The organism is Sinorhizobium numidicum (genome assembly GCF_029892045.1).
GTDB lineage: Bacteria > Pseudomonadota > Alphaproteobacteria > Rhizobiales > Rhizobiaceae > Sinorhizobium > Sinorhizobium numidicum.
This window is the reverse complement of sequence record NZ_CP120368.1, coordinates 3136765-3158438: the sequence shown is the minus strand read 5'-3', so window position 1 is coordinate 3158438 and position 21674 is coordinate 3136765. Positions and strand designations below refer to the sequence as shown.

Here is a 21674-nt window from a genome sequence, read left to right as displayed (position 1 = left end):
CCCGCACCTCTTGAATCAAGAAGTGGCTTTGCGGCGGGGCTTGGTTTGCTCGCCGTTTTGATGCTTGTCGCGGGCGAGGAGCTGCTCGATCATGACGATATCTTCGCCGGTGATTACGGGGATCGGGTCCGAGACGAGCGCCTGCAGCACCTCGCGCGAAAGCACGCCGTTTGCGATGGCCTCTTCAAACGCCGCGCGAGTCTCCCGCTCAGCCTTCAGTTGCGCATAAAGCGCGAGGATCAGCCGGTCGCGACGGTCGAAAGGCCTTGAATCCCTGTCGATTTGCTTGGGCGTCTGGACACTCATGCAGCGGAAACGTCCAAGGCTTGGGTGAAGTTCCGGAGAACGCCGATGAGCGGCGTGCCCGTCCGGTAACACTCCCTTAACCATAATGGTGTCTTAATCCGTGTAATAGGATTTGTGCAGTGCACGTCATCCTTTGACCAAAATTGACGGCAAGAAGGCAGGCTGAAGCAAATAGATCGCAATGCCGCGATCTGGTGGTGCCGGGGCATTCTTTGCAACAGGACGTTTGGGCGACCCGGTCATGAGCGTGAGCCGCTCTTGCCGGGTGTTTGGATTCGGGGACTGAAATCGATGGAACAGGTTGGATTGGCCGCGACGAGCGATGTGACCCTCTGGTCGCTCTTCATGGAAGCGGGCTTCGTCGTGAAGCTGGTTATGCTGGGACTCATCGGGGCTTCGGTCTGGACCTGGGGCATCGTCGTCGACAAGATCTTGAACTACGGGCGCGTTCGTCGCCAGCTCGATAGCTTCGAGCAGGTGTTCTGGTCCGGCCAGTCGCTCGAGGAGCTCTATCGAACGCTTTCAGATCGGCAGACGGCCGGCATGGGTGCGATCTTCGTTTCGGCAATGCGCGAATGGAAGAAGAGCTTCGAACGCGGCGCCCGCTCGCCGATCGGGCTGCAGATGCGCATCGATCGCGCGATGGACGTAACGCTCGCGCGGGAATCCGAAGCACTCGAAGCAAGGCTCGGCTCGCTCGCGACCATCGGCTCGGCAGCCCCCTTCATCGGCCTTTTCGGCACCGTCGTCGGCATCATGACCTCGTTCCAGGCGATCGCCGGTTCGAAGTCGACCAACCTCGCCGTCGTCGCTCCCGGCATTGCCGAGGCGCTTCTCGCGACCGCTATCGGTCTGCTCGCCGCTATTCCGGCGGTTATCGCCTATAACAAGTTTTCCGCCGACGCCGGCAAGCTGACTGCACGCATGGAAGCCTTCGCCGACGAGTTCTCCGCTATCCTGTCGCGGCAGATCGACGAAAAGCTGCAGCCTTCGCGCCAGGCCGCGCAATAACGACCTTCACGGAGACCACGCTGATGGGTATTGCAGTTGGCGGAGCCAAGGGTTCGGGCGGCGGACGTCGTCGCCGCAACGGCAAGAAGGCGATCATGAGCGAAATCAACGTCACGCCCTTCGTGGACGTGATGCTGGTGCTCTTGATCATCTTCATGGTGGCGGCGCCGATGATGACGGTGGGCGTGCCGATCGACCTGCCGGAAACGCAGGCCAAGGCGCTCAATTCCGATACCCAGCCGATCACCGTCTCGGTCAATCCGGCCGGCGAGATCTTCCTTCAGGAAACGCCGATCGCGATCGATGAAGTCGTTCCGAAGCTCGAAGCGATCGCTACCACCGGCTATAACGAGCGCATCTATGTTCGCGGCGACACCAATGCCGATTACGGCACCGTGATGAAGGTCATGGCGCGGATTTCAGCGGCAGGCTTCAAGAATCTCGGCCTCGTAACCCTTCAAGAACAGGAAAAGTGATCCTCGGAATGAAGGGCAGTCTCGCTACATCTGCTGTCCTCCACGCCCTGGTTCTGACCTGGGCGCTGGTGTCGCTTGGCAGCCCGGCCGATTTCGAGGTCGCGGATGTCGAGGCGTTGCCGGTCGATATCGTGCCGATCGAATCGATCACACAGATCCAGCAGGGCGACAAGAAGGCGCCGGCCAAGGAAAAGGCCTCGCCCGTTCCGACCAAAAAGCCGACCCCTGTGGAAGATGCCGAAAACGTCGGCGATAACGATATCGACCTCAAGACGCCCCCGACACCCAACGTGAAGCCGGTCAAGAATGAATCGGCCGCGGCGCCGGAAAAGACCGAGAAGGCACTGCCGACTCCCGATCCGGTAAAGGACGAAATCGAGAAGGTCGAAGAGGAAAAGCCGGCCTCCGAGCCCGCAACGGAAGTGGCCGCACTGCCTGAGCCGAAGCAGGACGTGAAACCCGACGCCAAGCCGGAACCGGCGCCCGCCGAGGAACAGCCGGCAGAAAATCCCGAGGCCGAAGCACTGCCGGACAAGGTGCCGACGCCAATGGCGAAGCCCAAGGTCGAAAAGCCCGCGCAGACGGCGAAGACGCCGGAACGCAAGAAGGAAGAGACGAAGAAGGAGCAGAAGAAGGCTTCCTCCGCCAAGGAGAGCGACTTCAACGCCGACGAGATCGCGGCGCTGCTCAACAAGCAGGAATCATCGGGCGGCGGCGCCAAGCGCTCGACCGAAGAAGCCGCGCTCGGCGGCAAGAAGACGACTACGGGCAATACGCTTTCGCAGAGCGAAATGGACGCTCTGCGCGGCCAGATCCAGAACAACTGGTCGATCATTCCGGGCATGGCGGATGCAACGGACGTGCGCATCAAGGTGACGATGCGGCTTGATCCGAACGGCGAGCTGGTTGGCGAGCCCGAAGTCGAAGCGACTGGCGGTTCCGATGCGGCGCGCCGCGCGCTTGCCGGCGGTGCACGCCGCGCGATCCTCAAATCCGCGCCCTTCAAGGGATTGCCGGCAGAAAAATACGATTCGTGGAGCGAGGTGGTCGTCAATTTCGACCCGAGCTCGATGCTCTGAGAAACTGAAAGGCTGAAAGGCTTTATGGAAATGCTGAGACGCAATTTTTTCCGCCTCCTGATGGTGCTGTTCGCAGGCTGCGGGCTCATTGCCTCGCCGGCGAACGCGCTCGTCGAGATCAACATCAACAAGGGTAACGTCGAGCCGCTGCCGATCGCTGTGACCGATTTCCTGCAAGGCGAACTCGGGCAGAAGATCTCCGATGTCGTCGCCGCGGATCTCAAGCGCTCCGGCCTCTTCGCCCCGATCGGCAAGGGGGCCTTCATCGAGAAGATTGCCAACCCGGATGCGCCACCGCGATTTGAAGACTGGAAGGTGATCAACGCCCAGGCGCTGGTCACCGGTCGCGTCACCCAGGAAGGCGACGGCAGACTGAAGGCGGAATTCCGCCTGTGGGATACCTTCGCCGGCCAGCAGATGCTGGGCCAGCAGTTCTACACGCAGCCGGAAAACTGGCGCCGCGTGGCGCACATCATCGCCGATGCGATCTACGAGAGAATTACCGGCGAAAAGGGCTATTTCGACACCCGCATCGTCTATGTTGCCGAAAGCGGCCCGAAGAATGCGCGCAAACGTCAGCTCGCGATCATGGATCAGGACGGCGCCAATGCGCGCGCCCTCACGAACAACAACAACCTGGTGCTGACGCCGCGCTTCTCTCCGAACCGGCAAGAAATCACCTATATGTCCTTCGAGAACGAGCAGCCGCGCGTTTATCTGCTGCAGCTCGAAACCGGGCAGCGCGAGGTGGTCGGCAACTTTCCGGGCATGACATTTGCGCCGCGCTTTTCGCCGGACGGCCAGCGGGTGATCATGAGCCTGCAGCAGGAAGGCAACGCCAATATCTACACGATGGATCTGCGCTCGCGGACCACGACACGGCTGACCAACACGGCGGCCATCGATACGTCGCCGTCCTATTCGCCCGACGGCAGCCGAATCGTCTTCGAAAGCGACCGCGGCGGCAAGCAGCAGCTCTATGTCATGGGCGCCGACGGTTCCGGCCAGACGCGCATTTCCTTCGGCGATGGCTCCTATTCGACGCCGGTCTGGTCTCCGCGCGGCGATCTCATCGCTTTCACCAAGCAGTCGGGCGGCAAGTTCTCGATCGGGGTCATGAAAACGGACGGTTCGGGCGAGCGCATCCTCACCACCGGCTTCCACAATGAGGGTCCCACCTGGGCGCCGAACGGCCGCGTGCTGATGTTCTTCCGCCAGAACGCCGGCGCCGGCGGTCCGCAGCTCTATTCCATCGACCTGACGGGCTACAACGAGCAACTGATCCAGACGCAAGGCTTTGCATCCGATCCCGCCTGGTCGCCACTGATGGAGTAGTGGCGAAAGCTTTTGCGCCGAGGAATGTGGCGAATGTGCCGCTTTCTCGCCGCAAAGTGCTGGTGTAGCAGGCGCCGTACGCAGATTGTCGATTTGTTAACCATATCTGTTGAAAAGCAATTAACCGCTTCCGGTTACAGTCTGGCAACCGTGAATTCAGACACTTCTCAAGGAGACCCGGCCCATGAGCCGAATTGACACCCCGGCAGCAAGCCGCATGCAGACCATCGCCCGCAATCCGGTCATGATCGCTCTCTTCATGACGCTTGCCCTTGCTGGCTGCGCCTCGAAGAAGAACCTGCCGAACGATGCCGCCGGGCTCGGCCTGGGCGCAGGTGCAGCAACGCCGGGCTCGCAGCAGGACTTCACCGTAAATGTCGGCGACCGCATCTTCTTCGACACGGACTCGACCTCCATTCGCGCCGACGCCCAGGCAACGCTCGACCGTCAGGCCCAATGGCTGGCGAGATACCCGAATTATGCGATCACGGTCGAAGGCCATGCCGACGAGCGCGGTACGCGCGAGTACAATCTGGCGCTCGGTGCCCGCCGCGCTGCGGCGACCCGCGACTATCTCGTCAGCCGCGGCGTTCCCGCAAACCGCATGCGCACGATCTCCTACGGCAAGGAAAAGCCGGTCGCCGTCTGCGACGATATCTCCTGCTGGTCGCAGAACCGCCGTGCCGTCACCGTTCTTGGCGGCGCCGGAAGCTGATCATTCGGTCGCTGAAAATGAATTTGAAGGGGCGGCCACGGGCCGCCTTTTCTTTTTCACCACACTTTGGCCGAACTCCGTTGCTTTTTCACGGCAATTGGAAAACTGTGCGGCTCTCACCCATGGAATCGGCGAATGTATTGCGGACCGCGATTGTAGGGATGGGAAATCGGTATTCGAACAGGACAAATGAAATGAAACAATTTGTCGTGGCAGGACTGGTTAGCCTGGTGGCCTTTTCGGCCCTCGGCTCAACGGCGAATGCCATGCCACTTTCCGGGCTCTTTGCCCGCGCGGCTCATACCGATGCCGCCAGCAAACGTGACCTGCCGGTGGTGAATGTGCAATCACCCGATATTGCACGGGTCGGCCAACTCGAGGAACAGATCCGCTCGCTCAACGGGCGTATCGAGGAAATGAGCTTCCAACTGCTGCAGATGCAGGAACAGATCAGGAAGTTTCAGGAGGACAACGAATTCCGTTTTCAGGATCTCGAAAGCGGCAAGTCCTCCTCAAAGAAGAGCGGCGCACTTGAAACGCCGAAATCCAGCGATCAGGCGTCCGTCACCCCAGAGGTGACGGATAGCCAGACCATGTCCGCTCCGGACGCTGACAGCGACATGGCCCCCGCCAATCCAGATTCGACAGGCGCCGCGCCGCCGACGACGCTCGGCCAGATCATTTTCGACGAAAGCGGGAACCCCGTCTCGGCGACAGCGGAGGCGCCGGGGGTCAATGCCACGCTGCCGGGCGTGGATACAGGCGCGGTGAATCAGGGCGACGGGCTCAATGGCAATCCGGGAAGCGAGCAGCAAACGGCTTCTCTCGACAATCCCGGCGATCTTTACCAGTCGGGCTACGGACACGTGCTCTCGGGCGACTACGGCACGGCCGAGCAGGAGTTCCGCGGCTATCTCGAAGCTTTCCCGAATGGCGATAAGGCGGCTGACGCGAGCTTCTGGATGGGTGAGGCACAGTATTCGCAAGGCAAATACAGCGATGCCGCAAAGACTTTTCTGAACGCGCATCAGGCTCACGGCAAGTCGCCGAAAGCACCGGAAATGCTGTTGAAGCTCGGTATGTCGCTCGGTGCCCTCGACAACAAGGAAACTGCCTGCGCGACATTGCGCGAGGTGAACAAACGCTATCCCAAGGCATCGCCCGCCGTGAAGGCGAAGGTTACGAGCGAGCAGAGCCGTTTTGGCTGCTGAGGCCCGCCCACATGCCTGACGCCGTCATCGAAACGGCCAAACGTTTTCTCAAATTCTTCGTCAAACCTTGCCGGATTCTTGTCGCCGTCTCCGGCGGAAGCGATTCCAAGGGGCTGCTGCTCGCTCTGCATTCGGTGATCGAGAGCGAAGGTCAGAGCGGATTTTCGCTCGCCGCCTGCACCGTCGATCACGCGCTGAGACCGGACTCTGCCAAGGAGGCCGAAGATGTCGCGGCGTTCTGCGCACAGCTTGGCATTGCCCACAGCATTCGCCGTTGGCACGGCGACAAACCCCTGACCGGTATTCAGGCGGCTGCGCGCGAGAAGCGCTACGAACTGCTGGCCGAAGCCGCCGCAGAATTGGGCGCCGATTGCATCGCCACCGGACATACACGCGATGATCAGCGCGAGACGATCGCCATGCGGGGCACACGCGATACCGGCGAGGGGCAGGGCGCGGCAGGCATGGCGGACATGGTGCTTTTTGAGCGCCGGATCTGGGTCTTGAGACCATTCCTCCATCTGAGCCGCGCGGAAATACGAAGCTTTCTTCAGGCGCGCGGCGTCGGCTGGCTCGACGATCCGAGCAATGCCAATCCGCAGTTCGAACGCGTCCGCGTGCGTGCGCGGCTGGCAGTATCCGACCAAGCCCCGGTGCTTCCAGGTAGCGGATTGCAGCGGGCCGCCTCCTCAGCGCGGGCAGCCGCGCTGATCGGCAGGCATATACAGGTGCACCGAGCCTTGGTGGCGGAGGTCGCCGCCACGCAGGCCGGCAAGATGGACGATAGGGACTGGCGCCGCGCGCTCCTGTCGGTCGCCGCCGTGCTCGGCGGGCGCGAGCACCTGCCGGCGCGCGCAACGATCGAGCGCCTTTCGGCCTTTCTGAAAACGGGTGAGCCGGGCCGCATGACGGCGGCACGCGTGGTGTTCGACCGGCGCAGGAGTGGCCTTTATCTCTACCGAGAGCCGCGTGACCTACCGGTCCTCGCCATTGCTCGAGGCGGGCACGCACTCTGGGACGGGCGCTTCAATGTAACAAGCGAGGGCCCCGCATTGACCGTTACGCCGGAGATGAGGGGCGCGCTATGTGAGCAGAGACTTATTGACGCAGGCGTACCGAAAGGGGTTGCCAAACGGGCCTCGCAAGTGGCACCGCGTGTCAGGCCAGCGGAGAGCCTCGGCCCACACAGCATTGGCCCAGACAGCATTCCGGCGAAAGTCGAGTGCCGCATCGCCCTTTACGACACCTTTTTGCCGGGTTTCGACAGGATCATGGCTGATGCGGTCGCCGCGTTGTTCGGGCGTGATCGATATCCTGCTCCGCCGGTTCACGATGTTTTGACAGAAATGGAGGGGTAGCCGGCGGTTTGCCTTGGCAAGGCGGCGGCGGAACCCTATGTTAAGGAACAAGACTGTAGCCCGACGAACGCGCGGGCTGCCACAGGTTCCGGGGAGTTCGATGAACCCTAATTTTCGTAATTTTGCCCTTTGGGCAATCATAGCGCTTCTCCTGATCGCGCTGTTCAGCATGTTTCAGCAGCCGACCGAGCGCACCGGTTCGCGCGAAATTCCCTTCTCGCAGTTCCTGAAGGACGTTGATGCCAGCCGTGTCAAGGAAGTGGTGATTACCGGTTCGAAGGTGATCGGCAGCTACTCCGAAAGCGGCGCGACCTTCCAGACCTATGCGCCTTCCGTCGATACGGCCTTGACCGAGCGGCTGGAAGCCAAGGATGTGACGGTTACCGTCCGTCCCGAAACCGATGGTTCTTCGGGCTTCCTGAGCTATATTGGAACGCTGTTGCCGATGCTGCTGATCCTCGGCGTCTGGCTGTTCTTCATGCGGCAGATGCAAGGCGGCTCCCGCGGCGCGATGGGCTTTGGCAAGTCCAAGGCCAAGCTTCTGACAGAAGCCCACGGCCGCGTGACCTTTGATGACGTCGCCGGCGTCGACGAGGCCAAGCAGGACCTCGAGGAAATCGTCGAATTCCTGCGCGATCCGCAGAAGTTTCAGCGCCTCGGCGGACGCATTCCGCGCGGCGTGCTGCTCGTCGGCCCGCCCGGCACCGGTAAGACGTTGCTGGCCCGCTCGGTCGCGGGCGAGGCGAACGTACCCTTCTTCACCATTTCCGGTTCCGACTTCGTCGAAATGTTCGTCGGCGTCGGCGCGTCGCGTGTACGCGACATGTTCGAGCAGGCGAAGAAGAATGCGCCGTGCATCATCTTCATCGATGAGATCGACGCCGTCGGTCGTCACCGGGGCGCCGGCCTTGGCGGCGGCAATGACGAGCGCGAACAGACGCTGAACCAGTTGCTCGTCGAAATGGACGGCTTCGAAGCCAATGAGGGCATCATCCTGATTGCCGCGACGAACCGCCCCGACGTGCTCGATCCGGCGCTCCTGCGTCCGGGCCGCTTCGACCGCCAGGTCGTCGTGCCCAACCCGGACATCAACGGCCGCGAACGCATCCTGAAGGTGCATGTCCGCAACGTGCCGCTGGCGCCGAATGTCGATCTCAAGGTGCTGGCGCGCGGCACGCCGGGCTTCTCCGGCGCCGATCTCATGAACCTCGTCAACGAGGCCGCGCTGATGGCGGCGCGACGCAACAAGCGTCTCGTCACCATGCAGGAATTCGAGGACGCCAAGGACAAGATCATGATGGGCGCGGAGCGCCGCTCGTCCGCCATGACGGAAGCAGAGAAGAAGCTGACCGCCTATCATGAAGCGGGCCACGCGATCCTCGCGCTCAATGTTCCTTCCGCCGATCCGCTGCACAAGGCGACGATCATTCCCCGCGGCCGCGCGCTCGGCATGGTCATGCAGTTGCCCGAGGGCGACCGCTATTCGATGAGCTACAAGTGGATGATCTCGCGCCTTGCCATCATGATGGGCGGACGCGTTGCCGAGGAGCTGACCTTCGGCAAGGAGAACATCACTTCAGGCGCCTCATCTGACATCGAGCAGGCGACGAAGCTCGCCCGGGCGATGGTGACGCAGTGGGGCTTCTCCGATCAGCTCGGACAGGTCTCCTATGGCGAAAACCAGCAGGAGGTCTTCCTGGGTCACTCCGTTGCCCAGCAGAAGAACGTCTCGGAAGCGACGGCTCAGAAGATCGACAACGAGATCCGCCGGCTGATCGACGACGCCTACGAGACGGCGCGCCGGATCCTGACGGAAAAGAACCACGAATTCGTGGCGCTTGCCGAAGGCCTGCTCGAATACGAGACGCTGACCGGCGACGAGATCAAGGCGCTCATTCGCGGCGAGAAGCCCGCGCGCGATCTCGGCGACGACACGCCGCCGCACCGCGGATCGGCCGTTCCTTCCGCCGGGACCAAGAAGGACGTCGGCAGCAAGGGCGAAGAGCCCGAAGGAGGCTTCGAGCCGCAGCCGCAATAGCTTGCAACAAGTTGCAAATATCGAAGCCGCCGCTCCTGAGAGCGGCGGCTTTTTTGTTTGCTTCGGTTATCAGCTATTCTTGCGTGCTTGGTAACGCGCTGTAATGATTTCTGATGATATGATTGTTGCGCTTTGTGCCAAAGATGGCGCAAAACACGCTCGATTTCTCGATTCGATTGGGGCGGATATTTTAATAAACCTGGGGCGGAATGCGGGCGGAAACCGCTTCACACTTTTCCTCATTCCGCTCTGGAGCTATGCCGGCAGGCGAGGTCCCGGAAACATGAAAACCAGTCGCGCAACGCGCAGACATATGCGTCCGGCAAAAGAGATCCTGCCGAAGCAGGACGATGGAGTTCTTATGAAGCGTAAATATTTCGGCACCGACGGCATTCGCGGGCAGTCCAATATTTTTCCCATGACGCCGGACCTCGCCATGCGGGTCGGCATTGCTGTCGGAACGATTTTCAGGAATGGCGCGCATCGCCACCGCGTGGTGATCGGCAAGGACACGCGCCTTTCGGGCTATATGCTCGAGAACGCCATGGTTGCGGGCTTCACGGCCGCCGGCCTCGATGTTTTCCTGCTTGGCCCCATCCCGACGCCGGGCGTTGCCATGCTGACGCGGTCGCTGCGTGCGGATATCGGCGTGATGATCTCCGCCTCGCACAATCCTTTCCGTGACAACGGCATCAAGCTGTTCGGCCCTGATGGCTACAAGCTCTCCGACGACATCGAGGAGAAGATCGAGGGGCTCATCGATCAGGACATGTCTGGGCAGCTCGCCAAACCCGAGGATATCGGCCGTGCCAAGCGCGTCGACGGCGACATCTACCGCTATATCGAACAGGCGAAGCGGACGCTTCCGCGCGATGTCACGCTGAAGGGGCTGAGGATCGCCATCGATTGCGCCAACGGTGCCGCCTACAAGGTCGCCCCGTCTGCCCTTTGGGAACTCGGCGCCGAGGTGGTAACCGTCGGCACCGAACCGAACGGCGTCAACATCAACCTCGAATGCGGCTCGACACACCCGGCCGCCTTGCAGAAGAAGGTTCACGAGGTGAGGGCGGATATCGGCATCGCGCTCGACGGGGACGCCGATCGGGTTCTGATCGTCGATGAAAACGGCACGGTGGTCGACGGAGATCAGCTCATGGCGGTGATCGCCGATAGCTGGGCGGCCGACGGCATGCTGAAGGGGGGCGGCATCGCGGCAACCGTGATGTCGAATCTCGGCCTCGAGCGCTACCTGCAGCAGCGCGGGATCGGGCTGCACCGCACCAAGGTCGGCGACCGCTATGTCGTCGAACAGATGCGCCAGGATGGTTTGAACGTCGGCGGCGAGCAGTCGGGCCATATCGTGCTCTCCGACTTCGGCACGACGGGCGACGGCCTGGTGGCGGCATTGCAGATCCTTGCCGTGGTCAAGCGGCAGGGCAAAACGGTTAGCGAGGTTTGCCATCGCTTCGAGGCGGTGCCGCAAGTCTTGAAGAATGTACGCATTTCGGCGGGCAAACCCCTCGAGCATCCGACCGTGCAGCAGGCGATCGCCGACGCCGAGGCGGAGCTTGCCAAGAGCGGCCGTCTCCTGATCCGTCCTTCCGGCACCGAGCCATTGATCCGGGTGATGGCGGAAGGCGACGACCGCCGTCAAGTCGAGCGCATCGTCGACCAACTGGTCAATGTGATCGGCAGCGTGCGCAGCGCCGCCTGATCAAAGTTGTTACTCCAATAGAGAACCGATGAGGCGCGACATGTGCGGCTTCCGCCCGCACTCCGCGCCTCAATCTATTGAACCGGCTGGCGCGCGCTTCATACTCTTCCGCGCCCCCTCAAGTCTGCCCATGGGCGAATACTCAGAAGTATTAACATTCAGAGTAAATTTTTGTAGTTAATCGCGGCTTAACCTTTCCCCTGCATTGTGCACTCCAAGCATCTGGTCTGACCGCTCCGTATGCGAGTCAGCCGAGCAAGGATATTCTAATGTATTGGGGTGGGGCATGAAGAAGATTTTAGGTGGCGTGGCTGCAATTCTGCTCAGCGGCACGTCAGTTTACGCAGCGGATGTCTATCAGGCGCCCGCCGAGGCGCCGTTCGTCGAGCAGCCGGTGGAGGTTGTCCAGACCAGCGGCTGGTATTTGCGGGGCGATGTCGGATACGCCTGGAATGACCTGCGCGGCGCGCACTATTTCCAGGGCTCCAACAGCAACCTGGTTGACTTCGACAGGGCCGATGTGGACGACTCCTATGTCCTCGGCGGCGGTGTCGGCTACCAGATCACCAACTACCTGCGCACCGACGTCACGCTCGACTATCTCGGCAAGGCCGATTTCAACGGCTCGACCAGCGGCGGCTGCGGTGTCGCCGTCAATTGCGTCTCGAACGACGTTGCGTCGATGTCAGCCTGGAGCCTGCTCGCCAACGCCTACGTAGATATCGGCACTTACGGCGCCTTCACACCCTATGTCGGTGCCGGTATCGGCGGCACGCGCGTGAAATGGGGCACGCTGCGCAATACGAGCTGCGACGTCACCGATCCCACGAACTGCGATCCGACGGTCGAGCATCGCGGTAGAAGCGAGTGGCGCTTCACCTATGCGCTGATGGCCGGTACCGCCGTGGACCTGACCTGCAATCTCAAGGCTGACGTCGGATACCGCTTCCGCCATATCAACGGCGGCAACATGTTCGGCTATAATCTCGGCGGTGGTCCGGCCTATGACAAGGACATCTATGTGCACGAGGCACGGGCCGGCCTACGCTATTCCTTCGGCAACGTCTGCGAAGCGCCCTATGCGCCGCCGCCGGAGCAGATCGTCTATAAGTAAAGGCTACGAGCTGTACGCTTCGTGAGGCCGCCATACAGCTTTGCGCGTCTTGTCAGACGCGCAAAGCTCGCTTTCTGCATAATTTATTCATTCGTCACCCTCGCCCATACTGCCCCGGCATCGAGGATTTCCTTGCCAGACGCGGACGACGCTCCGGCCCAAAAATTCCTTCCTGGCAGCGATGTTGACATCGGAATGACCTTCTCTGAGGTTGAGGCAATCACTGGACGCAAGTACGCCGAGGCAAGGGCGATCGTCGGCCAAAATGGTCTGCTCGTGCGAGCGCTGTCTCGCCGCACAGACATTCATGCCTACGCGAAGGATATGGATGCTCGTATGTCGGGCGGTGGCCGATGATGGGCCGAGAGGTCATGCCTGGCTTGCTAGACCCTCCGAAAAGTCATTCTCGGCGAACGGCGGTTCAGCACCCCGTGCCGGATTCATTAAATTTTTCCCAATCAATATGCTTAACCGACGGTTAACTTGTCCCTGCCAATAGTTAACGCGAGCTTGCCACCATGACTTTCGGATGGCGTTGACGACTGGCGAGGGCGCGGGACATGAATTGGCGAAACGGGATTTGCGGCATCGTCCTGGGCGCCGGCCTGTTCTTGCCCTGCCTCGCCCAGGCCGCTGATGACGAAAATCTGCTCGACGCGCCGGAGATAACCATTTCGCCTGAGGCAAATGACAGCGGCCAACTCTATCTGCGTGGCGACATCGGTTATGCGGGCTGGCGGGACGAGGGCGATCCCTTCTATCGCACTTTTGACGGCGGAACCGGCAACTACAGCAACGTTCCCTTCGATAGCGCCCGATTCGACAAGCCCGTTTCCGGGACTATCGGCATCGGCCATCAATTTACCGATGTTTTTCGCGCCGATCTGACGGCCGAATATTTCGAGGGCCGCTTCGACGGTTCGTCGCTGTCAGCGGTTCCATGTGCGGGCGAAGGGGCCGGAACATCCTGCGCTTCTTCCCACAGCGCTAATTTTTCGGCGCTTGGGCTGATGGCGAACGGTTATGTCGATCTGGCGACGCTTGCCGGCTTTACGCCCTATCTCGGCGCCGGCATCGGTGCGACCAATATCAATTGGAACACGGTTCGCGAAACTTCAGTCTGCGTGGCGGGCGGCGGCGCCTGCTCTGGCGCGGCGGGTGCAACGTCCTATGAAGGGCGGGACAGCTGGCGCTTTACCTACGCGCTGATGGCCGGCGTGTCCTATGACGTGACGGATCGGCTGAAACTCGATCTCAGCTACCGCTACTCGCACATTGCGGGCGGCGACATGTTCGGTTTCGGGGCGGAGGCGCTGGCGGGCGCGAGCGGCGCCAAGGGGCACGATGACGGCCTTTCCCGTCATGAAATTCGCGCCGGTCTGCGTTTCGCTCTCTGGTAAAGATCGGTCCGCCCCGCTCTTATGGCTTCGGCAGATGTACCCGCAGCGCCATAAATTTTTTTAAAAGCGACGCGAGCCGCTTGACTTCCTCTCCGGCCCACAATATTCCCAGCGGCGGGACACCCCTCCCCAACGAGGGGCTTCTATCTGAGAGGATAGCATTATGACGAAGCCTGCCAAGCCGGCCCTGCGCCCGGCAAATACTCATTTTTCTTCTGGCCCCTGCTCGAAGCGCCCCGGCTGGACGCTCGACGCTCTCTCCGATGCACCGCTCGGTCGTTCGCACCGCGCCAAGGTCGGCAAGGCGAAGCTGAAGCAGGCCATCGATCTTACCCGTGAAATTCTCGAAGTGCCGGCGGACTACCGCATCGGCATCGTGCCCGCTTCCGACACCGGTGCCGTCGAAATGGCGCTCTGGTCGCTTCTCGGCGCGCGCGGCGTCGACGTGCTGGCTTGGGAAAGCTTCGGCGCCGGCTGGGTCACCGATGTCGTCAAGCAACTGAAGCTCGCCGATGCCCGCAAGTTCGAAGCTCCCTACGGCGAATTGCCGGATCTCGCCAAAGTCGACTTCGACCGCGATGTCGTTTTTACCTGGAACGGCACCACATCCGGCGTTCGCGTTCCGAATGCCGATTTCATCCCTGCGGACCGCAAGGGATTGACGATCTGCGATGCAACCTCGGCTGCTTTCGCGCAGGCTCTCGACTTCGCCAAGCTCGACGTCGTCACCTTCTCCTGGCAGAAGGTTCTGGGCGGCGAGGGTGCCCATGGCGTGTTGATCCTCAGCCCTCGCGCGGTGGAGCGGCTGGAGACCTACGTCCCGGCTTGGCCGCTGCCGAAGATCTTCCGCATGACCAAGGGCGGCAAGCTGATCGAAGGCATCTTCACCGGCGAGACGATCAATACGCCCTCCATGCTCTGCGTCGAGGATTATATCGACGCGCTTTTCTGGGCCAAGTCGGTGGGCGGACTCAAGGGCCTCATGGCGCGCGCGGACGCAAACGCCGACGTCATCCATCGTTTCGTCGCCGCCAATGATTGGATCGCTAACCTGGCAGTCAAGCCGGAAACCCGCTCCAATACCTCCGTCTGCCTGAAGATCGCCGATCGCGAGGTGGCGGCACTCGACGCGGATGCTCAGGCCGCCTTTGCCAAGGGCGTGGTCACGCTCCTCGAAAAGGAAGGCGTCGCCTTCGACGTCGGCCACTATCGCGACGCGCCGTCGGGCCTTCGTATCTGGGCCGGCGCCACGATCGAGACTTCCGACATGGAAGCGCTGATGCCGTGGCTGACCTGGGCCTTCGAAACTCAGAAGGCCTCGCTTTCGCAGGCCGCCGCCTGATCCCGTGCGATGCGCTTCGCTCTTCTTAGGGGGCGAAGCCAACCCATTGTTCCGTTCAGACCTGATCCTCAAGGAGGCCTTCATGGCACCTCGCGTTCTCGTATCCGACGAACTGTCGGAAACCGCCGTCCAGATCTTTCGCGACCGCGGCGTCGAAGTGGATTTCCAGCCGAAGCTTGGCAAGGACAAGGAAAACCTCGCCGAGATCATCGGCAATTATGATGGGCTCGCCATCCGCTCCGCCACCAAGGTGACGGAGAAGCTGATTGCCGCCGCCACCAATCTCAAGGTGGTCGGCCGCGCCGGCATCGGCGTCGACAATGTCGATATTCCGGCAGCCTCGCGCCGCGGCATCATTGTGATGAACACGCCCTTCGGCAATTCGATCACCACGGCCGAGCACGCCATTGCGCTGATGTTCGCCGTCGCGCGTCAGCTTCCCGCCGCTGATGGGTCCACCCAGGCCGGCAAGTGGGAAAAGTCGAAATTCATGGGGGTCGAGATCACCGGCAAGGTGCTCGGCGTCATTGGCGCCGGCAATATCGGATCGATCGTCTGCGCGCGCGCCATCGGCCTCAAGATGCATGTGGTCGCTTACGATCCGTTCCTCTCGAAAGAGCGGGCCGAGGAAATGGGCGTCGTCAAGGTCGAGCTCGACGAACTGCTCGCACAGGCGGACTTCATCACCCTGCACGTGCCGCTCACGGACAGGACGCGCAACATCCTGAACGCGGAAGCGATTGCGAAGACCAAGCCCGGCGTCCGCATCATCAATTGCGCCCGCGGCGGGCTCGTCGATGAAAAGGCGCTTGCCGAGGCGCTGAAGTCAGGTCACGTCGCCGGGGCCGGCTTCGACGTCTTCGAGGTGGAACCCGCCACCGAGAGCCCGCTCTTCGGGCTGCCAAACGTCGTCTGCACCCCGCATCTCGGCGCTTCCACCACCGAGGCGCAGGAGAACGTGGCGTTGCAGGTCGCCGAGCAGATGTCGGACTATCTCGTCAAGGGTGCGGTCAGCAACGCCATCAACATGCCATCGATCACGGCCGAGGAGGCGCCGATCCTCAAGCCTTTCATCCGGCTCGCCGACGTCCTCGGCGCCTTTGTCGGGCAGGTGACCGAAAGCGCGATCAAGGAAATCGAGATCCTCTATGACGGCTCTACGGCGGCGATGAACACCAAGGCACTGACGAGCGCGGTGCTCGCCGGTCTCATCCGCCCGCAGGTAGCGGACGTCAACATGGTCTCGGCGCCGATCATGATCAAAGAGAAGGGCATCATCCTTTCCGAGGTCAAGCGCGACAAGACGGGTGTCTTCGACGGCTACATCAAGCTGACCGTAAGGACGGCGAACCAGACCCGGTCGGTTGCCGGTACGGTCTTCTCCGACGGCAAGCCGCGTTTCATCCAGATCAAGGGCATCAATCTCGATGCCGATGTCGGAACCCACATGGTCTATATCACCAACACCGACGTTCCCGGCATGATCGGTTTCATCGGCACGACCCTTGGTGATGCCAACGTCAACATCGCCAACTTCCAGCTCGGTCGCGACAAGGCAGGCGGCGATGCGATCGCATTGCTTTACGTCGACGGTCCGGTTTCTGAAATCGTGCTCGACAAGCTGCGTGCGAACCCGGCGGTCCGCCAGGCGAAGCCGCTGGTGTTCAACATCGAATAAGCGCTCGCCCGGCTTCGTGGACTGTTCAGAACGCGCCGGATTTCCGGCGCGTTCTTTTTTACATGATGGAAAGCCTGCGAATTTGGCGTTGTCACCGCGGCGGTTTCGGCCGGCCGCGCTCGGCGATGGCGATGCCGCCGAGGACGAGCAGCAACGCCACCAGGTGAAACGGACGGAAGGCTTCTCCGACGAGGAGTACGGAGAGAAGCGTTCCGAATACAGGTATGGCGTTGATGAACAGGCCGGCGCGATTGGCGCCGATCATGTCGACGCCGCGCACGTAGAGGACCTGCGACATCAGTGACGGGAAGATCGCTGCGTAGACGACGATCGCCCAGCCGGTTGCGTCCGGAACGATTGCATTGCCCTTCCCGAACTCCCAGATGAGCAGCGGAATGGCGCTGAGGAGCGCACCGCATGCCGGAGCGGCGATGAAGCTTTGCCAGTGCATCGCGGGCTTCCATCGTAGCGCGACCGTATAGGCAGCGTAGACGATGCAAGCGAGGATCATCAGCGCATCGCCGAAATTCAACCGCAACTGCAGGAGGCTGGCAAGATCGCCGTGCGCGGCCGTGGTCAGCACTCCAATCAGCGTCACCGTGAAGCCGATAACTTGTGCAATCGAGGCTTTCGTGCGGAAAAGCGCGAAGTTGAAGAGAAAGATCAGCATCGGAATGCCGGCCTGCATGATCACGGCATTGATAGCGCTCGTATACTTCACCGCCGAATATAAAAACGCGTTGAACAGGGTGAAGCCGACGGCGCCATAGGCCAGCAATTGCAGCCAGTGCAGGCGGATCTTATCCCAGTCGCGGCGGATCTGCGGCGTCATCAGTGCCAGGATGACGGCGAGCGCGATCAGCCAGCGCAACGAGGTCAGCATCATCGGACTCACATGCCCGACAGCCATTTTGCCCGCAACTGAATTGCCGCCCCAAAAGAGTGCTGTGACAGAGAGATAGAGATAGGCCCTGGAGTTCACGAGCGATCCATGCGGGAAAGTGGAGGGTGCCGGGGGAGGCGGAAGAGTTTGCAGGTATAGGCGGTAAAGCCATAGCTTGTCATGCAAAAAGGCCTGGCTGCGGGTCACAACGGGGTCGCTTTCCGCAAGACAACACAGTATAGATGCGCGGGTTTGAGAACAGCACAATTCCTTGTGCGCGTGAACAGGAAGAGAATTATGACGAATGTCGTGGTGGTCGGATCCCAGTGGGGGGACGAAGGCAAAGGCAAGATTGTGGACTGGCTTTCGGAGCGCGCCGACATCGTCGTGCGCTTCCAGGGCGGTCACAACGCCGGCCACACCCTGGTGATCGACGGCGTCAGCTACAAGCTGTCGCTGCTGCCGTCAGGCGTCGTCCGGCCCGGGAAGCTTGCGGTCATCGGCAACGGCGTCGTGGTCGATCCGCATGCGCTGATTGCGGAAATGGACAAGCTTGCCAATCAGGGCGTCAAGGTCACCCCTGACAACCTGCGCATAGCCGACAACGCCACGCTCATTCTGTCGCTGCATCGTGAGCTCGACGGCTTCCGCGAGGACGCGGCCTCGAACAGCGGGACAAAGATCGGCACGACCCGCCGCGGCATCGGTCCGGCCTATGAGGACAAGGTCGGCCGTCGCGCCATTCGCGTCATGGACCTCGCCGACCTGGACACCCTGCCGGCGAAGGTCGATCGCCTGCTGACGCATCACAATGCGCTGCGGCGCGGATTGGGCGAGGTGGAAATCAGCCACCATGCGATCATGGACGAACTGTCCTCCGTCGCGGCACGGGTGCTGCCGTTCATGGATACGGTCTGGCTGCTGCTCGACAAAGAGCGCCGCAAGGGCGCGCGCATTCTGTTCGAGGGGGCGCAGGGCACGCTGCTCGATATCGATCACGGTACTTACCCCTTCGTCACCTCATCCAATACGGTCGCCGGTCAGGCGGCCGCCGGCTCCGGCATGGGGCCGGGGTCGCTCGGCTATATTCTCGGCATCACCAAGGCTTATACGACGCGCGTCGGCGAAGGGCCGTTTCCAACCGAGCTCAACGACGACATCGGCCAGTTTCTCGGCGAACGCGGCCATGAATTCGGGACGGTCACCGGGCGCAAACGCCGTTGCGGCTGGTTCGACGCCGCACTCGTGCGCCAGTCAGTTGCCGCCAACGGGATAACCGGCATCGCGCTCACGAAGCTCGATGTGCTGGATGGTCTCGATGAGCTGAAGATTTGCGTCGGCTATACCCTGGATGGACAACAGATCGACCATCTTCCTGCAAGCCAGGCGCAGCAAGCTTCGGTGAAGCCGGTCTATATTACGCTCGAAGGCTGGAAAGAATCGACCGTCGGCGCCCGCAGTTGGGCCGATCTTCCGGCGCAGGCGATCAAGTATGTTCGCCAGGTCGAGGAGCTGATCGGCGCACCCGTTGCGCTTCTTTCCACCAGCCCCGAACGCGACGACACGATACTTGTGACGGACCCTTTTGAGGACTAGTGTCGGCGCAAATGACAGTCGCATTACATTGCATATGCATTGCCTGAGAGTATGAGAAAGTTCTGATGGCGGATTTTGTTGCAGTTATTCGCAGGACGGTTGACGGCCTGTCGGAAAACACACCCGAGATGCGAGACCGGGTGTACGAGAAGGCGCGCAGTGCCGTGCGCCGTCAGCTCGAGAACATGAACCCGCGGCCATCGGACGACATGATCAACCGCCAGCTCAACAAGCTGGAACAGGCAATCAATGAGGTCGAAAGCGAGCACGCCGAGGCTCTGCCAGCAGTCGAGGAGACTGAGGCGGTCGAACCGAGCGTGATCGAAACGCCTGCCCAGCAGGAGCAACCTGCGCCGGCTGATCAGGACGCGGAGCCCGCAGCGGCTGCCGAGGCTGAGGCTGAAGCTGAAGAGGTTGCGCCCGAGACACCCGTCGACGAGCCCACCGAGGAAACGGCGGGTATTAACGAGCCGGCGCTTTCCGCCCCCCGCGCAGACGATGCCGAGATCACCGAAGCCGCTTCATCCGAGGAGGATGCGGCACACGGGATGGCGGAGGAAGACACGTTTGCCGCCGATGCGCCCGCGACGGAACCGGAGCAGGAGCCCTCGGTGCAGGGCGAACGACCGATCGACGAGGCTGATGAGGTGCCGCGGTGGGTCTCGCCTGCCGAGGAACCGCCGATCGAGCGCGAGGTCGACGCCAGCCAAGAGCAGATGGCTGCCGAGCCGGCTGAGGAAGATTTCCATCGGGAGCATGGCGAGACGCAGGCCGACGCCATAGAGCCGCCCCCCTCGGAGCCCCCGCTCGAAGCCGCACCGCCGAAAGAGGCACCGTCTGAATGGGAGCTGCCCGAATGGGAAGAGACGGCGCCTGTTGCAAAGACAGATGCACCTGAAGGTGCAGCCGAGGCACCTGAGCACGAAGAACCTGCCGGCGCGCCGGAGCGGCTGGGGATGCACCCGGTCGAGCACGAGGAGACGGAATCCGAGCAACGCCCAGCCGAAGCGGAGACTGCGCGCTCCTGGTCCTTCGACGATAGCGATCCCTTTGCAACCGCACCGAAGAGCAAGAAGGACAAGGCTGCCGAGGCCGACATCTCCGAGTGGTCATGGCCGGTGGAAAAGGCGCCTGCAGCCGCCAGTCACGACGAGCGCGCCGGCACCTGGGACCACATCGATGATTTGCTGGGCTTTGATAACGGGGGGCGCACTGCAAATGGCGCGGCGGGATCCGCCAAGGAAGACGAAAGCAGCATCGGCGAGCCGCCAGCTTCTGCGCCGGTGCGGCCCACATCCTATCGCGCCACGCCCAAGCCCGCCCGGTTCAACATCAAGCGCTTGGTCATCGGTCTGGTGATCGCGCTTCTTCTCGGCGGCGGCGGCTATGCCTATTGGCAGAACAGGGAGGCGGGTAACGCCTGGCTGTCGGCTATGATTGCCAAAATCATGCCAGCAGGACCCGATACGCCCGAGACACCTGCCGGCCAGACCGATCCGGCGGACCGCTCTACCGAGCAGTCCGGCACGCAAGACGATACCGCTCCGCCGGAGGCCGGTTCGACCAAGTTTACGCAACGACTGCTTGCCGACGGATCCGAACGGGACGAAGGCGCCGCGGGCATGAACGGCACTGCAGCCTCGCAGGAAGGCAAGTCCGTAGCGCCGCAAACGGAGACCGGACAGGTCCAGAATGCTGGCCCAGGCGCACAACAGGCAGCAGCCGGTCAGGCTTCCGCACCGGCAACGGACCAGAACGCCGGCCCGGCCGCGCAGCCGGAGATCTCCGTCGCGGACGGCGAGAAAATGTTCCTCTATGAGGAGAGGCTCGGCCAATCCTCGCCGACGGCGATTCCCGGCACCGTTGCCTGGTCGATCAAGGAGGAATCGCCGGGTGGCGATACGAAGCCTGAGCCAGCGATCCAGGCCCAGATTACCGTTCCCGATCGCGGACTTACCGCATTGATGACGATCAAGCGCAACGCCGATCCGTCATTGCCGGCGAGCCACGTAATCGAGTTCGTGTTCTCGCTGCCGGAAAACTTCGAAGGCGGCAGCATCGACGGCGTCCAGCGCGTCTCGATGAAGCGCACCGAGCAGGATCGCGGCGATCCGCTGATCGCGGTTCCGGCGAAAATCACCGACGATTTTCACATGATCGCGCTCAATGATTTCGCCGAGGCGGTCGGCAACAATACCGAGCTCCTGCGCAGCCGCAGCTGGATCGATATTCCGATCACCTACAGGAATGGGCGTCGCGCCTTGTTGACCCTGGAGAAGGGGGCCAGCGGCACGGAGGCCTTCACCAAGGCCATGCAGGCCTGGGGCGCTCTCGGCAGCACCGCGACCAGCGGACAGTAGTTGCTGCTATTCCGCCGCGCGTCCGAACAGACGCGAGGTGTAGCAGAACTGGAATAAG

17 protein-coding genes are annotated in these 21674 nt (G+C 61.8%); 15 read left to right on the top strand and 2 right to left on the bottom strand.

Annotation, left to right across the window (positions count from 1 at the left end; all coding sequences use genetic code 11):
- Positions 1 to 15: 15 nt before the first annotated feature.
- Positions 16 to 306: a hypothetical protein gene (locus tag PYH37_RS26480; RefSeq protein ID WP_280734434.1), complete on the bottom strand. Its 291-nt coding sequence runs from the start codon at positions 304 to 306 to the stop codon at positions 16 to 18.
- A 291-nt stretch (positions 307 to 597) separates the two neighbouring features.
- Between PYH37_RS26480 and tolQ the strand changes: the two genes are divergently transcribed.
- The 13 genes from tolQ (at position 598) to serA (ending at position 16777) form a co-directional block, all read left to right on the top strand.
- Entirely contained in the window at positions 598 to 1317 is a 720-nt protein-coding gene (gene tolQ / locus PYH37_RS26475) for a protein TolQ (protein WP_280734433.1), read from the top strand.
- 23 nt (positions 1318 to 1340) lie between these two features.
- On the top strand, positions 1341 to 1793 hold the full coding sequence (gene tolR, locus PYH37_RS26470; protein WP_280734432.1) for a protein TolR: 453 nt from the start codon (positions 1341 to 1343) through the stop codon (positions 1791 to 1793).
- Positions 1794 to 1801: 8 nt separating this feature from the next.
- A complete protein-coding gene (locus tag PYH37_RS26465) occupies positions 1802 to 2872 on the top strand; it encodes a hypothetical protein (protein ID WP_280734431.1) in 1071 nt (356 codons plus the stop codon).
- A 24-nt stretch (positions 2873 to 2896) separates the two neighbouring features.
- Positions 2897 to 4207 (top strand): Tol-Pal system beta propeller repeat protein TolB, encoded by a 1311-nt coding sequence (gene tolB / locus PYH37_RS26460; RefSeq protein WP_280734430.1) that lies wholly within the window; start codon positions 2897 to 2899, stop codon positions 4205 to 4207.
- A 184-nt stretch (positions 4208 to 4391) separates the two neighbouring features.
- The gene (gene pal, locus PYH37_RS26455; RefSeq protein ID WP_280734429.1) at positions 4392 to 4922 is read left to right on the top strand and encodes a peptidoglycan-associated lipoprotein Pal; all 531 of its coding nucleotides are present in this window, start codon (positions 4392 to 4394) and stop codon (positions 4920 to 4922) included.
- Between the two features lie 194 nt (positions 4923 to 5116).
- Positions 5117 to 6133, top strand: coding sequence for a tol-pal system protein YbgF (gene ybgF, locus PYH37_RS26450; protein ID WP_280734428.1), 1017 nt, complete (start codon positions 5117 to 5119; stop codon positions 6131 to 6133).
- An 11-nt stretch (positions 6134 to 6144) separates the two neighbouring features.
- On the top strand, positions 6145 to 7491 hold the full coding sequence (tilS, locus tag PYH37_RS26445; RefSeq protein WP_280734427.1) for a tRNA lysidine(34) synthetase TilS: 1347 nt from the start codon (positions 6145 to 6147) through the stop codon (positions 7489 to 7491).
- A gap of 100 nt (positions 7492 to 7591) precedes the next feature.
- Complete coding sequence (gene ftsH, locus PYH37_RS26440) at positions 7592 to 9529, top strand: ATP-dependent zinc metalloprotease FtsH (protein WP_280734426.1); 1938 nt, start codon at positions 7592 to 7594, stop codon at positions 9527 to 9529.
- A 361-nt stretch (positions 9530 to 9890) separates the two neighbouring features.
- A complete protein-coding gene (glmM, locus tag PYH37_RS26435; protein WP_280734425.1) occupies positions 9891 to 11243 on the top strand; it encodes a phosphoglucosamine mutase in 1353 nt (450 codons plus the stop codon).
- 286 nt (positions 11244 to 11529) lie between these two features.
- A complete protein-coding gene (locus PYH37_RS26430) occupies positions 11530 to 12357 on the top strand; it encodes an outer membrane protein (RefSeq protein WP_280734424.1) in 828 nt (275 codons plus the stop codon).
- Positions 12358 to 12917: 560 nt separating this feature from the next.
- Complete coding sequence (locus tag PYH37_RS26425; RefSeq protein ID WP_280734423.1) at positions 12918 to 13757, top strand: outer membrane protein; 840 nt, start codon at positions 12918 to 12920, stop codon at positions 13755 to 13757.
- Between the two features lie 163 nt (positions 13758 to 13920).
- Entirely contained in the window at positions 13921 to 15099 is a 1179-nt protein-coding gene (locus PYH37_RS26420; protein WP_280734421.1) for a phosphoserine transaminase, read from the top strand.
- Positions 15100 to 15181: 82 nt separating this feature from the next.
- A complete protein-coding gene (serA, locus tag PYH37_RS26415) occupies positions 15182 to 16777 on the top strand; it encodes a phosphoglycerate dehydrogenase (RefSeq protein ID WP_280734419.1) in 1596 nt (531 codons plus the stop codon).
- Between the two features lie 91 nt (positions 16778 to 16868).
- On the opposite strand, the gene PYH37_RS26410 is transcribed toward serA, so the two are convergent.
- Positions 16869 to 17759 (bottom strand): DMT family transporter, encoded by an 891-nt coding sequence (locus PYH37_RS26410; RefSeq protein ID WP_280734418.1) that lies wholly within the window; start codon positions 17757 to 17759, stop codon positions 16869 to 16871.
- Positions 17760 to 17957: 198 nt separating this feature from the next.
- Between PYH37_RS26410 and PYH37_RS26405 the strand changes: the two genes are divergently transcribed.
- Positions 17958 to 19256 carry an adenylosuccinate synthase gene (locus PYH37_RS26405; RefSeq protein ID WP_280734417.1) on the top strand — a complete coding sequence of 433 codons (1299 nt, stop codon included), beginning with the start codon at positions 17958 to 17960 and terminating at the stop codon, positions 19254 to 19256.
- Positions 19257 to 19321: 65 nt separating this feature from the next.
- Complete coding sequence (locus tag PYH37_RS26400; protein WP_280734415.1) at positions 19322 to 21616, top strand: hypothetical protein; 2295 nt, start codon at positions 19322 to 19324, stop codon at positions 21614 to 21616.
- Positions 21617 to 21674: the final 58 nt, after the last annotated feature.